We start from the raw sequence: 14,981 nt of genomic DNA, 5'->3' as shown, positions 1-14,981 counted from the left end.
CGCGTCCGTCGCGTCCGTCGCGTCCGTCATGTCTGGAACTGGTTGATCCCGCCGTCCACGTAGATCTCGCCGCCGGTGGTGAAGGAGCCGCGGTCGCACGCGAGGAAGAGCACCGCATCCGCCGCCTCCTCGGGACGGCCGAGTCGTCGCAGCAGCGGGTGGCGCGGACCGGCGACCGCGGCGGCGGGGGCGTCAGGGGCGGACCGGGCCGGGGTCCGCCGCACGACGACGGTGGCGGGCCGCCTTGGCGCTGTTGCCGCACCGCTCCATGGAGCACCACTTGCGCGGCCTGCCGGTGCCGGGGCCGGTGTCGAGGTAGACCATGCGGCAGACTTCCGCGTCGCAGGTGCGCAGCAGGGCGCGGGTGCCCGGATCGGTCATCACGGCGATCAGGTCCCGGGCCACCGTGGACAGCACTTCGGCGGACGTCAGCGGCGGGACGGATCGGTGCGCGAGCCGCCCCTGCGCGTCGGTCCGCAGCCGGGGTGCGGGCGGTGCGGTCAGGGCCAGCGCGTTGAGCAGGTCCACGGAGCCCGGTCGCGGAGCCCGGTCGCCCAGGTGGGCCGCGACGACGTCGTAGGCGGCGTCGCGCAGTTCGCGCAGCGCGGCCAGGAGCGCGGCCGGGTCCTCCTCGTCCCGCGGGGCGAGGCCCACGCCCGCGCACCACTCGCGCAGGCGCCCGGGCCCGTCGAGGCGTTCGATGGGAGTGCTGGGCCTGCGGCCGAGGGTGGCGACGAGATTGAGCGAGAGCGAGCCGGCGTCGAACCGCAGGGACCGGGCCTTGGCCGTGATCCGGGTCCGCGGGGTGGGCGGGGCTTCCTCGCTCATGAGACGATAGTAACCAGAAAAACGGTTACCAAGGACAGGATGATGCGACCCTGGATGCGCGCGGCCTCGGCGATGTTCGTCGTCGGCTGGGGCGCGAACCAGTTCTCGCCGCTGCTCCTGGTCTACCGCGCCGACAGCGGGGTGCCCGGGAGCGTGGTCACCACCGCGTTCGCGGCCTATGCCGTGGGGCTGATCCCGGCGCTGCTGCTGGCGGCGCGCTTCGCGCAGCGCTACGGGCGACGGCAGGTGATGTGTGCCGCACTGCTCCTGTCGGCCGTCGCCTCGGCCGTCCTCCTGGCGGGCGGCGACCGGTTCTGGGCGCTGATGCTCGGGCGGCTGGTCGCCGGTGTCGCGTCCGGCGCGGCCTTCGGGCCGGGCACGGCATGGATCAAGGACCTGTCGGTGGACGCGGGCCCCGGCGCGGGCGCGCGGCGCGCCGCCGTCGCCCTGTCGGCCGGATTCGGCGGCGGCCCGCTGGTGGCGGGCGTATTGGCCCAGTGGCTGGCGGCGCCCGAGGCGCTGCCGTATCTCGTGCACCTGTGCCTGACGGCGGCCGTGACACCCCTGGTGTGGAACGCGCCGGATCCCACCGCACCAGAACCCGTCGGACCCGCTCCCGGCGGCCCCTCGCGGGCGCGCCCCCGGCTGCGGGCCGCCCTGCTGCAGCGGGAGTTCCGCTGGGAGGTGGCCCCCTCCGCGCCGCTCGTCTTCGGCGCGCCCACCACGAGTTTCGCCGTGCTGCCCGCGCTGGTGCCGCTGCACGGCCCGGACATCGCGGCCGGCGGTGGCATCGCCGGACTCACCCTCCTCACCGGCCTGCTCGTCCAGCCGCCGGCCCGGCGGCTGTCCCGGCGCGGCAGCCATGTCACCCGGCACTGGGGACTCGCCGCCGCGGTCGCCGGATTCCTGCTCGCCGCGGCGGCCGTCCGGCTGGCGGAACCTGCCCTCCTGATCCCCGCGGCGGTGGCCCTCGGGGCCTGCTACGGGCTGCTCCTGGTGGCCGGGCTCAGCCAGCTGGAGGCGTGGGCGGCACCCCGCGAGCTCGCGGGCGCCGCGGCGGTCTTCTACTGCCTTGCCTACCTCGGATTCGTCACCCCGCTCGTCGTGACCGCGCTGCGCGGCGTCCTGCCGCCCGTGCCCCTGTTCGTCTGCGCCGCCGCCACGGCGGCGCTCCTCGTACCGGCGACCGCCCTGCTGCACCGGGCATCGTCCGGACACCCCCGTCATACCGGCTGAACCGGAAGGAAGGCACGTCATGCGCATCGTGGTTGTGGGAGCGGGCGGCGTCGGAGGCTACTTCGGCGCCCGGCTGGCGGAAGCGGGTCACGAGGTCACCTTCGTGGCGCGCGGGCGGCACTTGGCGGCCATCAGGGAACGGGGGGCGCTGCTGGTGCGCAGCCCGCTGGGGGACGTCCGGGTCGGCGCCGGGCACTTCGTCGAATCCGCGGCCGACGTGCGCGAGGCCGATGTCGTCCTGATCGCGGTGAAGCTGTGGGACACCGAGGACGTCGCGGCCGGCCTGCGGCATCTCACCGACCGCGGCGCCCGGGTGATCTCCCTCCAGAACGGTGTGCAGAAGGACACCGTGCTGCGCCGCCATCTGCCGGACGACGCCGTGTGGGGCGGGGTCTGCTACATCGCGGCAGTCATCGAGGAGCCCGGCGTCGTCGTGCACCGCTCGCAGTTGCAGCGGCTCGTCCTCGGCGCCTACGAGGAGCGGCCGGTGGACGGCGTCGCCGAGTTCCACGAGGCGTGCGTGAAGGCCGGTATCGACGCGGAGGTCAGCGCGGACATCGCGCGGACGGTCTGGGAGAAGTACGTGTTCCTCACGGGATTGTCCGCGACGACGACCGCGGTGCGGCAGCCGATCGGCGTCATCCGCGGCAACCCCGCGGCGCGGGAGCTGCTGCGCGAGATCATGGCCGAGGCGGTCGCCGTCGGGCGTGCCTCGGGTGTGCATCTCGACGAGGCTTTCGCCGATGAGCAGATGGCCGCCGTCGACTCCCTCCCGGCCGCCCAGACCTCGTCCATGGCCCACGACCTGGAGCGCGGAAACCGGCTCGAAGTGCCGTGGCTCAGCGGCGGAGTCGTCTCCCTCGGACGGGAACTGGGCGTGCCCACGCCCCGCAACAGGACCGTGGCCGACATCCTCGCCCCGTACGAATTCGGCCGGCCGGCCCCGCAGGCCTGACCGGCGGGCGCCGCGCGCGGAAAGTGTTCCCGCGCGCGGCGCCCGTACCGGGTTGTCAGCCGGCGATCCGGACGGGGAGTTCGTACAGGTCGTTCTGGGTCACGACGGGCTTGTTGCGCAGTGCCGAGGCCGGGACCGCCAGGGCCAGGCCGGGGAAGCGCGCGAACAGGGCCGGGAGCGCCACGCCCGCTTCCAGGCGCGACAGGGCGGCGCCGGGGCACACGTGCGGGCCGTGGCCGAAGGCGATGTGCCGGATCGGCTCGCGCGTGATGTCGAACTCGCCCGCGGTCGGCCCGTGCTGCGTCTCGTCGTCGCCGATGGCCGCGTAGGAGACGATCAGCGCCTCGCCCTTGGCGATGACCTTGTCACCGACCGGGACGTCCTCGGTGGCGAAGCGGATCAGCACGTGCGAGGTCGGCGTCGAGTGGCGCAGCGTCTCCTCCACCACGGCCTCCCACGCCACCTTGCCCTCCAGCACCAGGGCGAGCTGGTCCGGGTGGGTCAGCAGGTTGACCACCGCGTTGACGATCAGCGAGATCGTGGTCTCGTGACCGGCGGCGATCATCAGCTGCAGGGTGCTCTGGATCTCCGCGTCGGTGAGGTGGTCGCCGTCCTCGGAGGCCGCGATCAGGGCACTCGTCAGGTCGTCGCCCGGCTCGGCGCGGCGGGCCGCGACGGTGCCGCCCATCATCTCCGCGAGCTCGCCGAGGGTGGCGAGCACCTCCTCGGGCGGGGTCTGGGTCGAGAAGAACTTCTCGAACAGCACCTTCAGCCGCGGCAGATGGGCCTCGTCGATACCCATCAGCTCCTGCACCACGTACATCGGCAGCGGGTACGCGAACTCGGCCTTCAGGTCGATCACTTCGGCGTCCTGCGCGGCCTTGGCCACCCGGTCCAGCAGGCCCGCGGTCAGCTCCTCGATGCGCTCGCGCATCCGCTCCACCCGGCGGGGCGTGAGTGCCTGGGCGACCAGCGCGCGCAGCCGGCGGTGGTCCGCGCCGTCCACCGTGAGCATCGAACGGCCCGGGTTGGCCAGGCCGATCAGCGCCCAGTCGGCCGGTATCTCACCGCGGGTGAACGCGTCCCAGTGGGCGATGTCCTTCACCAGTCGCGGGTCGGTGAGCAGCGCACGGGCCTCGGCGTGGTGCGTGACGGCCCACACGGGTACGCCGCCGGGCAGTTCGACCGCCGCGAGCGGGCCCGCGTCGCGCAGCGACGCGCTCTCCGCGGCGAGGTCCTGGACCAGGGGGTCGAGCACGATGCGCGCGCCGTCGAGGGCGCTCGCTCCGGTGACGGGGCATTTCATCGACGTTCTCCAAGAGCCGGAGTGGGAGTGAAGCGCACGGGGAGTTCGGTCATTCCCCGCAGCCAGGGGGACGCACGCCGCACCAGGGTCTCCGGCGCGACGGCGAGATCGATGTCGGGCAGCCGGTCGAGCAGCACCTCGATCCCGGTACGGGCGATCACCTCGGCGATCTCCTGGGCCGGGAAAGGGCAGCGGTGCTCGCCGTGCCCGAAGGAGAAGAAGGCGTTGTTCCCATGGGTGGGGCCGCCTCCCTCCAGATGCACCTGGGGGTCGGCGTTGGCCGCGGCGAACCCGAGGATCAGCAGGTCGCCGGTGCGGATCTGGCGGCCGCCCACCCGGGTGTCGCGCGAGGCCCACCGTCCGGCGATGTTCTGCGTGGGCGTGTCCTCCCACAGCACCTCGTTCATCGCCTGGCCCACGCTGTGCCGGCCGCCGGAGAACGACGCGGCGAAGCGGTCGTCGGTCAGCATCAGCCGCAGTGAGTTGCCGATCCAGTCCGCGGTCGGCTGGTGGCCCGCGACGGTCATCACCATCATGTCCTGCACGATCTCCTCGTCGGAGAAGTCGTACCGGTCGGCGAGCATGCGGGAGACGACGTCGGGGCCGGGCCGCTCCTTCTTCAGCTCCAGCAGCCCGGTCATCGCGGTGAAGACATGGGTCTGCCCGGCGATGGCGTCCTCGGTGCTGTCGACCAGGTCGTTGATCGCCTTGACCAGCGCCGGGCCCTGCTCGTCGGTGAAGCCGTAGATGCGGGCCAGCACGCGCACCGGCAGCAGCGTGGCGAACTCGGCCAGCAGATCGGCCCTGCCGCGTCCGCAGAAGGAGTCGATGAGCCGGTCGGCGTAGCGCTCGGCGGTGCGCCGCAGCTCGAACGGGTCGACCGCCTCCATGGCGTGGCTCATCATCGCGGCCCGCTGCCGGTGGCGTTCGCCGACCGTGTAGAGGATCGACGGCTGCTTGCGGCCGATCATCGGCAGCAGCGGCCAGTCGCCCGGGATGCGGTCCCACTGGTTCCACAGGTCGGAGTCCCGGCTGAACAGCACCGGGTCGTTGGTGACGTGCAGCATCTCCCGGTAGCCCAGCACCAGCCAGGCGGGCACGTCGCCGTCGAGCAGGACGGGGGCGATCGCGCCGTGGTCGCGCCGCATCTCCCGGTAGAGCCCGGCGGGTTCGACGTGGAAGCGCGGGCCGCTGAAGGGTACGGCGCCCGCGAACGCGTCCTCGGTGGTCGATGGCTCGGTGGTCACGGTGCGGTCGTCTCCCGGGCACGCGGACTGGCGGCGGACAGGGTGTGCAGATGCCGGACGAGCGTGATCAGCACGTCCTTGGAGGACTGGCGCGAGCGCGCGTCGCACTCGATCAGCGGGATGCCGTCCGCGAGTGACAGCGCGTCCCGCACCTGCTCCTCGGTGTGCCGGGGACCGCCGAAGTCGTTGCGGGCCACCACGAAGGGCGTCCCGTGGTGCTCCAGGCGGTCGATGGCGTACCAGGAGTCGTCCAGCCTGCGGGTGTCGACGAGCACGACGGCGCCGAGGGTGCCGCTGAACAGCCGGTCCCACAGGAACCAGAAGCGCTGCTGCCCGGGCGCGCCGAACAGGTACAGGACGTTGCGGCGGTCCAGGCTGATCCGCCCGAAGTCGAAGGCCACGGTCGTCGAGGTCTTCGCCTGGACACCGGCGAGGTCGTCCACGCTCTCGCCCGCCTGCGTCATCGTCTCCTCGGTGTTCAGCGGGCGGATCTCGCTGACCGAGCGGACCATGGTCGTCTTGCCCACGCCGAACCCGCCCGTGATCACGATCTTCAGCCCGTTGTCGGCGGTGGCGCTGAGCGGCCGCCGGAACGGCGGACTGGGGTCAGAGATTGCGTAGTCCAACGAGCACCTGCTCCAGGATCTCGGGGTCCGGCAGTCGGGCCCCGGTACGGGCGGTTCGGGGGTGGCGGGCGCTGATCCTGCCGGTCTCCAGAAGGTCGCCGAGCAGGACCTTGGTGATGCCGACCGGCAGCGCGAGGTCGGCGGCGAGTTCCACCACCGCCGTCGGCTGCCGGCAGACGCGCAGGATCAGCTGGTGCTCCGACTGCATCCCGGGCGCGGGATCGCACTCGGCGACCACCAGGGTCACCAGGTCGAACACGTCCGACTCGGGCCGGCTGCGTCCTCCGGTGAGGGTGTAGAGCCGGTCCGGATGGTCGTCCCGGCCCGGGCGAGGTGTCATCCGCTGTCGCCGTCCGCGCCGCCGGCCTCGCGGGGCGGCGCGCTCAGGTGCTCCCCGAGCTGCTCGACCAGCTCGCTCATGTTGTGGCCGATCACGCCCACGTCGGAGTCCTCGCGGGCGACGACGGCCAGGTGGGCGCCGTCGCCGGCCTCCACGATGAACAGGATGCCGCCGTAGAACTCGGCCATGGCCTGCCGGACGCCGCCGCTGCCGTCGCCGAACTCGACGGACGCGCCCTGCGACAGGCTCTGGATGCCGGCGGAGATCGCGGCGAGCTGGTCCGCCTGGTCCACGGAGAGTTCGGGGGTACGGCACAGCTTGAGGCCGTCACGGGACAGGACCAGGGCGTGGCGGGCGCCGGGCGTCCGCTCGAGCAGGTTCTCCAGCAGCCAGTTGAGTCTCTCGTCGGTGCTGGTGCTGCTGCCGTGGATGCTGCCGGCTGCGGGTGCGGTCATCAGGAGTCGCTTTCTGGGTCCGTCGCGGTCTGCTGGTGGGGGGCCGCGGAGGGGTCTGGTGCCGGGGAGGGCTTGCGCTTGAGGGCTCCCCGGAAGGTGCTGAAGCGGGCGGCGCGTGCCGCCGGCGTGTCGTCGTGGGTGGCCGACCGCCTGGTACCGGCGCCCGGCTCGGCGTGGCGTGCGGCGGCCAGGGTGCGGCCGCGACGGCGCTTGGGCAGGCCGCTCTCCCCGAACTCGGTGGACCCGGCCGCCGTCTCGCCGTCCACCGCGGGCCTCGGCGAAGCCTCGCCCGCCGCCGGGCGCGACGGCACGGCCGCCGGGTCCGGGCGGGGCGCGACGGGCAGCGGGTCGGGGAGCAGGATCTCGGCGGACTCGGCGTCCGCGGTTCCGCCGGGGCGCGGACGGGTGATCAGTTCCTGGGGGACCATCACCACCACGCCGGTGCCGCCGCGCGCCGAGGGCCGGAACGACACCTTCAGTCCGTGCTTGCGGGCGAGCCGGCCGACCACCACGAGCCCGAGGCGGGTGCCGGACAGGCCCATGAGGTCCCAGCCGTTGGCCGCGACCGCGCTCTCGGCGCGGCGCAGTGCCGCCTCGCCCATGACCAGTCCGCTGTCCTCGATGGTGATGACCGCGCCCGCGGGCACCTCCTCGACGTACACGTGGACCTCGGCGGTCGGCGGCGAGAAGTTGGCCGCGTTGTCCATGAGTTCGGCCAGGGCGTGCATCACGCCCTCGGCCGCGTGCCCGACGATCGCCACTTCGCTGGTGGAGTGCAGCCGCACACGCTGGTAGCCGCTGATGCGGCCCATCGCGCCACGCAGGATCGACTCCATGCGGATCGGCTTGGCCCAGCGGCGTCCCGAACGCGCCCCTGCGAGCACGGCGATGCTGTCGGCGAGCCGGCCGGACTGCGCCGTGCGGTGGTCGAGATGGAGGAGGTCGCCGAGGACCGCCGGGTCGCTGTGCCGGTGCTCCATCTCCCGCAGGTCGGCCAGCATGCTGGTGGTGAGTGCCTGCATGCGCCCGGCGGCGTTGGAGCCCGCCGACATGGCCGCGGCGCGGCGGGCCTCGCTGGCGGCCAGCTCCTCGGCGACCAGGGCCAGTACCCGGCGCCGGGTGTCGTCGAGGGTGACGTCCACCGCGGCGAGGGCGGAGGCGGCGGAGTCGCCGTGCGTCAGCCGGTCGATCAGGGCGGGCAGCACCTCGTCGGCGAACCGGGCGGTGTCCGCTTCCTCTTGGGCGAGGTGTTCCCCCAGACGGCGGGCGCGCCACGAGGCCGTCGCCGCCACGACGGCGGCCGCGGCGAGGAGTACGACCCCGGCTGTGGCGCCGACCGCGGCGGGCACGCGCGCACCGTCGGCGGCCGACACCAGCCAGACTCCCGCCGATCCGGTGACGGCCACCGGGGCGGCGACGGTCCGGGCCAGGTACGGGAGCGGCGGACGCGGCGGTTCTGGCACTGCTGCGGCTCGCGAACGCCCGGACCACAGGCGGGTGGGCGCGGTGTGCGCTGTCATGGATCGGTGACCTCGGGGCCGTGCGGACGGACGGTGCGGACGGGTGCGTAAGGGGCGCGAGAGGAGGTGACGTCGCAAAAGAACACGCGTCCCGTCCGGCGGAGGCCGGGGGCGCGTGAACTCCGGGTCACTATATGCGAGTTCCTGACCGCGGTTGATCGTTACTGCGGTTACTTCTGTTCGCTGATGAGGTTTCGCGAGGGCGTCAGCCCCGTGACCGGCCGCGATGCGGCACGGGAGGTGGTATCCGGGGCCGGTTCCGCCCGGCGGCCGGCGCGACACCGGTGTCCGCGGTCGTTCCCCATGTCCGGGGTGCTCCGAGATGTCCGGCGCGACCGCGCCGCGGCGGTTGCGTGTCACCCCGGTATTGGCAAGGCCTTTCCTGGAGCGCGGTCGAGGGCTCGCCTTTTTGTTAATAGTTCGGACATCCGGGTCGACACGCGTAGATGAATGAGGCGAAATGGTGCATACGGCTTCCCGGAAAGTTTGTTGACCCGTTGCGGTCCTCTTGTGAGGGGTCTGTGGGCGGTGGTACGTTCGCCGACGTCAGCGGGGAGTGTGGGCGGAAATGCATAAAAGGCAATCTGTCGACCATGTTCAAGAAAAGTCTGACGGACCCGGACCGGGTGCGTCATTCGATTCGGATGGATTCAGTCCGAGGTTCCTCATGCTGGGGCCGGTGCGGATAGCGGACGGCGGCGACGTCATCGCACTTCAGCCGTCCAAACCCGCCAACCTCCTCGCCGCCCTCCTTTTACATCCCAATTCCACGGTCTCCGTGGAATTTTTGCAGCGGGTGGTCTGGGGCGAGGAGCGGTCGGTCACCGCGAAATCCGCGCTCCACACATGCGTACAGCGACTGCGGCAGTTGTTCGCCCGTTACGGCGTCGCGAGCCGGCTCATCGAGGCCGTCCCCGGCGGCTACCGCATCACCGCGGACGCCACGACGCTCGACCTCATCGCCTTCCGCGAGCTGCTGCGCAGCGCCGATGCCGCGGACGACCCGGAGCAGGAGCTGCGCACCCTGAGGGCCGCGCTCGCCCTGTGGCAGGGGCCGCTGCTGGCCAACATCCACTCGGAGATCCTCCGGCGCGAGGTCGTGCCACGGCTCACGGAGGAGCGACTGCGCGCCATGGAACGGGTCTTCGACCTCGAGGTGGCCCTCGGGCGCAGCCGCCAGGTGCTCGCCGAGCTGTGGCCCGCCGCCCGCTCCCACCCCGCTCATGAGCCCTTCTGGGTGCAGCTCGTGACAGCTCTGCACCGTACCGGCCGGCGCGCCGACGCGCTGAGCGAGTACGGGGTGGTGAAGCGCTACCTGCGCACCGAGCTCGGGGTCGACCCCGGTCCCGCGCTGCAACGGCTGGAGCTCGCGGTCCTGCGCGGCGACGATCTCGAGGCCGGCGCGCCCTCCGGCCGCGCCCTCCCGATGTCCCGTGCCAATGGTCGAGACCATTTCCCGGCTCGTCCCGAATCCGGCGCCAAGGCCGGGCACGAGGGAAAATCCTTTCTGGCCGGGGGTGCTGCGCAGGTCCTCGAAACGCTCGTCGGCGCGGGGCTGCTGGAAGAGGGTCCCGAAGGCCAGTACCGAATGCACGACTCGCTGCGCATCCTCGCCAGGGGTGCGCTGGAAATGCGTTCCGACCCCGGCGGCCCCGATATGTCCCCCGGTACGACCTGAACGGTTTCCCGGCGGTTCGCACGACCGGCCCGGGAATCCGTGTGTCCTCCGACCGCGCCCCTGTAAGGGAGTAATACGGCATGACCGCTGCGTACGAGGAAGTCGCGCACTCGTATCCCCGTATCCGTCGTGATGTGCTATTCACCGAGACGCCCGCCGGAGTGGTATTCCACAATGCCCACGGAGGATTCAATCTCCAGGGCAGATCGGCATACCGGTTCGCCTCGCTGATCGTGCCGCACCTCGACGGGACGCACCGCGTCGAGGAGATGTGCGCCGGTCTGGGCGACCAGCAGCGGGCCATGGTCGGCGAGCTGGTGGGCGCCCTGTACGGACGGGGCTTCGCCCGTGACGTGACGCCCGGCAGCGACGGCTTGGACCAGCTGACACCCGAGGTCGCGCGGCGCTTCGCGCCCCAGATCGACTACATCGACCACTACGTGGGCGAGGCGGGCGGCCGCTTCCGCCGCTTCCGCGAGACCCGGGTCGCCGTGCTCGGCGACGATTCCGTGGCCCAGTGGTGCGCATTGAGCCTCGTCCGCAACGGCTGCGCCGCGATCGCCGTCCCCACGGCCACGGGTGACGACCCGTTCGCCGATGTCCTCGACGAGGCGGGCGCCCTGGCAGGCGACGGATGCCCGGCCGAGGTCGCCCGCCCGGACTTCGGCACCGGCACCGACGCGGGGTGGGCGGACCTCGCCGGGTACGACGTGGTCGTCACCACCGGCGGTCCGCGGACCGTCCTCGGCCTGCTGGAGGCGGGCGTCCCCGAGGGCGTACGGCTGCTGCCCGCCTGGACGTTCGGCGGCCAGGCGGTGGCCGGCCCCGTCATGACCTCGGCCACGGCGGGCTGCTGGGCGTGCGCGGCGCTGCGCCTGGGCGCCAACGGCGAGCCCGGCGCCGCGGCCGACCTCTGGAGCGGCGCGAGCCTGGGCGAGAGCGGACGGTCCGCCACGGCCGGTGTGTCCGGGCCGCCCGCGGCCATGCTCGGCAACCTCCTCGCGTACGAGGTGTTCCGGCAGATCACCGGGGTCCTCGCGCCGGAGACCGAGGGCCGCGTCGTCCTCCAGGACCTCGACTCCCTCGACGTCGTCTCCGAGCCGCTGCTGCCGCACCCGCGCTGCCCCTTCTGCCGGGACGACGGGGACGACAGAGACGGCCAGGGTGCCGAGGTCCTGGAGGAGAGCCGGGCGGAACTCACCTCCACGGCCGTCGATATGACGGAACCCCGGGACGAGGCGCCCGGCGAGGTCGCTCCCGAGGCGGACGCCGACGCGGCCATGGCCGCTCTGGACGCCCGGTCGGTGCTCACCCACCCCAGGGCCGGCGTGCTCGCCGCCTTCACCGACGACGCGTGGGAGCAGACGCCACTCAAGGTCGGCACGGTGCGGCTCGGCATAGGCCACCGCGGGCCGCGCGAGATCACCGCCTTCGACGTGCACCACGTCGCGGGGGCCCGGCTTCGGGCCCTGTACCGGGCCGCCGAGACCTACGCCGAACACGTGGTTCCGCCAGCCGGCGTCGTGCGCGGCGCCGCCCTGGAGACCGTGCGGGAGAAGTGGCCGCTGCTCGACCCGGACACCCTGGACGTGGCCTCCGGCACGGGCGCCGGCGCCGGGCAGGTCCGCGTCTGGCTGCCCGCCACCTCGCTGGCCTCGGGACGCACCGCCCTGGTCCCGGCCGGCGCGGTGCGCACTTTCGGCGCCGACAACCACGACCGGATGTTCCTGCCCACCTCCGCCGGTTCGGCCGCCGCCGCGTCCCCGTCCGCGGCCGCCGTGAGCGGCCTGTACTCGGCGCTGGCGCTGCACACCCTGACGCTCGCGGTGCGCGGCCGGACGGCGGTCACCCTGCTCCCGGCGGGCTGGGAGGGCGAGGACCGCGAACTGGTCTTCCTCCGACGGTCGGCCGTGAACCTGGGCCTGGCCGCCGAACTCCTGGACCTCGGCGGTCCCGACGGGGCCGCCCCGGTGCTGCTCGCCCGAGCGGAGGACCCGCACACCGGACGGACGTTCTGGGCGACCGGCGCCGGAGCCGCCCGCCGCCGGGCCGCCGTCACCGCACTGCGCGACCTCCTCGGGCAGATCCAGCTGGGCCGTGAGACCGCGCTCGCCACGCTCCCCGACATCGGGGACCCGCTGCTCGGCGACCTCGACCCGATGACCCTGGCCGTCACAGGGGAGGCCGGGCCCGTCACCGAGCAGGACCCGGACACCGGCATCCTCGCCCGGCTCGCCGCCCACGGCCTTGACGCCCTGGTGGTGCCCACCGGTTCGGCCGACCTGCGGGCCGGCGGCGTCCACGTCGCCCGTGTCCTGCTCGCGCACGGGGCCGTGGATGCGTGACGACACGGAGACTCCGCGGGCCGCCTCGCCGGCGGTGCGGGGCGAGGGGGTGGCGCCTGGGTTGCCTGTGGTGCCGGGCGGGCTGAGCGTTCCGGGTGCGGGTGCGGGTGCGGGTGCGGGTGCGGGTGCGGGTGCGGGTGCGGGTGCGGGTGCGGGGGCTGGGGCTGGGGCTGGGTCCGGGCGGCAGTCCGTGCCGGGCGTGGAGGTGGCGTCCGGGGCGGATGCCGTGCCGGGCGGGCTGAGCGTTCCGGGTGCGGGGGCTGGGTCCGGGCCGCAGTCCGTGCTGGGCGTGGCGGTGGGGTCGAGTTCGGAGGGCGTGCCCGGTTCCGGGCCGGTTCCGGGTGGGGCTGGGTCCCGGCGGCAGTCCGTGCCGGGCGTGGAGGTGGCGCCTGGGTTGCCTGTGGTGCCGGGCGGGCGGAGCGTTCCGGGTGGGGCTGTGGCCGGTCCGCGGACCGTGCCGGGTGCGGACAGCGCGCCGCCGGGCGCCGACTTCGCCGCCCCGACGGTGGAGGCGCTGCTCACCCGCAGCCTGCGCCGCCACCTCGGCGGCGGCGCGCAGGTGCGCGTCGCGGTGCTCGGTCTGCGCGACGAGCAGGCCGCGGCCACCGGTCCCGCAGACGCGGCACCCACCGAGGGGGCCGTCCCCGTCCACCTCTACGGGCACCACGCCCTTGTAGGCCCCGCTCTTGCGGACCGGCGGGCGGCGCACTCGCCGTGCCCGCGTTGCCTGGCCCGCCGCTGGCAGGCCGTACGGCCCGGCACCCTGCGCGACGCCCTTGAACTGGGCTCCGGCACCAGGGCGGCGGGGAAGTGGCCCTTCACCACCGCCTTCGCCGTCGACGCCGTCGCCGCCCTCGCCGCGGCCGCCCGCGAACGCGCCCCCGAGCGGGGGCCGTTCGGTGCCGTCCATCTCCTGGACCTGGAGAGCCTCCAGGTCAACCGGGCCGTCCTCGTCCCCGACGCGGAGTGCCCGCACTGCGACCGCCGGGTCCCCGACACGGCCGACGCGGCCACCGTCACCGTGGGCAGCGTCCCCAAGGCGGACCCGGCGGGCTTCCGCGGCCGGCACATCGACGACTACGACCTTCCGCTGGCCGCCTTCGTCAATCCGGTCACCGGCATGCTCGGCCCCTCCGTCGCCCCGGACCTCACCTCGGCGTCGACCGCCTCCACCGTGGGCTCCTTCACCCTGCGGTCGGGAAGCTATCTGCGCGAGTCCTACTGGGGCGGCCACACGGGCAGTTACGGACGCAGTGTCCGCGTCGGACTGCTGGAGGGCATGGAACGCTTCGCCGGCATGCGCGCCCGCGGCAAGCGCACCGCCGTCGTCGCCTCGCTGACCGAACTCGGCGACGACGCCCTGGACCCCCGCACCTGCGGCGTGTACTCCGACGCCTTCTACCGTCACCAGGACCAGGTCCGGCCCTTCGACCCGGACCGGCCCCACCCCTGGGTCTGGGGCTACTCGCTGCGCGACCGGCGGCCGCTGCTCGTCCCCGAGGTCCTTGCGTACTACCACGCGCCCGGGGGACTGGAGAACCGATTCGTCCAGGAGAGCTCCAACGGCTGCGCCTCGGGCGGAAGGCTGGAGGAGGCCGTCCTCTTCGGGCTCATGGAGGCCGTCGAACGCGACGCCTTCCTCATCGCCTGGTACGCCGGCCTCCCGCTGCCCGAGATCGACCCCGCCACCAGCACCCGGCCCGCGACCCGGCACATGGTCGACCGGCTGGCGATGTACGGCTACCGGGCCCGGTTCTTCGACACCCGCGTCACCTTCCCGGTCCCGGTCGTCACCGCCGTCGCCCAGCGCGTCGACGGCGGCACGGGCACCTTGTGCTTCGGCGCGGGAGCCTCCTGGGACCCCGAGGCGGCGCTGGCCGCCGGACTCGCGGAGATCGCCACCGACGCCGTCAAGCTCCAACGGCGCACCAAGCGGGAGCAGGCGCGACTGGAGGGGATGGCCGCCGACTTCGGTGCCGTCCACGTCCTGCACGACCATCCACTGCTGTACGGGCTGCCCGGCATGGCCCGGTACGCGGACTTCCTGCTGGACCGGGAGGACGGGCCCGCGGAGCCGCTCCGCCCCGTCGCCGGACTCGGCACGGGCCGCCCGCCCGCCGCCGATCTGCGCGAGGACCTCGACGCCGCCGTGGAGGCCGTCACCGCGCACGGCTTCGACGTCGTCGTGGTGGATCAGACGATGCCCGAGCAGCGCTACGCCGGGCTGCACACGGCCGCCGTCCTGGTGCCCGGCCTGATCCCCATCGACTTCGGCTGGCACCGCCAGCGCGCGCTGCACATGCCCCGGCTGCGCACCGCCCCGCGCGCCGCCGGCCTCACCGGCCACGACCTGCGGGACGGGGAACTCAACCTCGCCCCGCACCCCTTCCCGTGAACCAGCCGCCCACCCACCGCAGCGGACGCCGCGGCAGACAGAGAGGAACG

13 protein-coding genes are annotated in these 14,981 nt (G+C 73.6%); 5 read left to right on the top strand and 8 right to left on the bottom strand.

All coding sequences use genetic code 11. The annotated features are described in order from the left end of the window. Nucleotides 1-26: 26 nt before the first annotated feature. Together RV983_RS03750 and RV983_RS03745 are read right to left on the bottom strand one after the other, a co-directional pair. Nucleotides 27-224, bottom strand: coding sequence for an SDR family oxidoreductase (locus tag RV983_RS03750; protein WP_475984323.1), 198 nt, complete (start codon nt 222-224; stop codon nt 27-29). After that, nucleotides 193-828, bottom strand: coding sequence for a CGNR zinc finger domain-containing protein (locus RV983_RS03745; protein WP_475984322.1), 636 nt, complete (start codon nt 826-828; stop codon nt 193-195). Before RV983_RS03745 ends, RV983_RS03750 begins: the two co-directional genes overlap by 32 nt. Nucleotides 829-867: 39 nt before the next feature. Here RV983_RS03745 and RV983_RS03740 point away from each other — a divergent pair, with 39 nt between their 5' ends. Together RV983_RS03740 and RV983_RS03735 are read left to right on the top strand one after the other, a co-directional pair. After that, complete coding sequence (locus RV983_RS03740) at nt 868-2,064, top strand: MFS transporter (protein WP_475984321.1); 1,197 nt, start codon at nt 868-870, stop codon at nt 2,062-2,064. 19 nt (nt 2,065-2,083) lie between these two features. Then, nucleotides 2,084-3,019, top strand: coding sequence for a ketopantoate reductase family protein (locus RV983_RS03735; protein WP_475984320.1), 936 nt, complete (start codon nt 2,084-2,086; stop codon nt 3,017-3,019). A 55-nt stretch (nt 3,020-3,074) separates the two neighbouring features. On the opposite strand, the gene RV983_RS03730 is transcribed toward RV983_RS03735, so the two are convergent. The 6 genes from RV983_RS03730 to RV983_RS03705 are packed head-to-tail and all read right to left on the bottom strand — an operon-like array spanning nt 3,075 to nt 8,513. Next, nucleotides 3,075-4,325 carry a cytochrome P450 family protein gene (locus RV983_RS03730; protein WP_475984319.1) on the bottom strand — a complete coding sequence of 417 codons (1,251 nt, stop codon included), beginning with the start codon at nt 4,323-4,325 and terminating at the stop codon, nt 3,075-3,077. Continuing rightward, nucleotides 4,322-5,572, bottom strand: a complete 1,251-nt coding sequence (locus tag RV983_RS03725) for a cytochrome P450 (protein WP_475984318.1) — start codon at nt 5,570-5,572, stop codon at nt 4,322-4,324. The genes RV983_RS03730 and RV983_RS03725 overlap by 4 nt, the downstream gene beginning before the upstream one ends. Continuing rightward, nucleotides 5,569-6,198 (bottom strand): GTP-binding protein, encoded by a 630-nt coding sequence (locus RV983_RS03720; protein ID WP_475984317.1) that lies wholly within the window; start codon nt 6,196-6,198, stop codon nt 5,569-5,571. The genes RV983_RS03725 and RV983_RS03720 overlap by 4 nt, the downstream gene beginning before the upstream one ends. After that, complete coding sequence (locus RV983_RS03715; RefSeq protein WP_475984316.1) at nt 6,179-6,538, bottom strand: DUF742 domain-containing protein; 360 nt, start codon at nt 6,536-6,538, stop codon at nt 6,179-6,181. The genes RV983_RS03720 and RV983_RS03715 overlap by 20 nt, the downstream gene beginning before the upstream one ends. Then, the gene (locus tag RV983_RS03710) at nt 6,535-6,993 is read right to left on the bottom strand and encodes a roadblock/LC7 domain-containing protein (protein ID WP_475984315.1); all 459 of its coding nucleotides are present in this window, start codon (nt 6,991-6,993) and stop codon (nt 6,535-6,537) included. The genes RV983_RS03715 and RV983_RS03710 overlap by 4 nt, the downstream gene beginning before the upstream one ends. After that, complete coding sequence (locus tag RV983_RS03705; protein WP_475984314.1) at nt 6,993-8,513, bottom strand: sensor histidine kinase; 1,521 nt, start codon at nt 8,511-8,513, stop codon at nt 6,993-6,995. The genes RV983_RS03710 and RV983_RS03705 overlap by 1 nt, the downstream gene beginning before the upstream one ends. A gap of 679 nt (nt 8,514-9,192) precedes the next feature. Here RV983_RS03705 and RV983_RS03700 point away from each other — a divergent pair. The 3 genes from RV983_RS03700 to RV983_RS03690 all read left to right on the top strand — a co-directional run bounded on the left by RV983_RS03700 (nt 9,193) and on the right by RV983_RS03690 (nt 14,931). Continuing rightward, nucleotides 9,193-10,191 carry an AfsR/SARP family transcriptional regulator gene (locus tag RV983_RS03700; RefSeq protein ID WP_475984313.1) on the top strand — a complete coding sequence of 333 codons (999 nt, stop codon included), beginning with the start codon at nt 9,193-9,195 and terminating at the stop codon, nt 10,189-10,191. A gap of 80 nt (nt 10,192-10,271) precedes the next feature. Continuing rightward, on the top strand, nt 10,272-12,536 hold the full coding sequence (locus RV983_RS03695; protein WP_475984312.1) for a TOMM precursor leader peptide-binding protein: 2,265 nt from the start codon (nt 10,272-10,274) through the stop codon (nt 12,534-12,536). Nucleotides 12,537-12,972: 436 nt separating this feature from the next. Beyond that, nucleotides 12,973-14,931, top strand: a complete 1,959-nt coding sequence (locus RV983_RS03690; protein WP_475984311.1) for a TOMM precursor leader peptide-binding protein — start codon at nt 12,973-12,975, stop codon at nt 14,929-14,931. Nucleotides 14,932-14,981 lie beyond the last annotated feature (50 nt).

The organism is Streptomyces sp. RLA123 (genome assembly GCF_056270165.1).
This window is presented reverse-complemented; position numbering and strand designations above follow the sequence as displayed.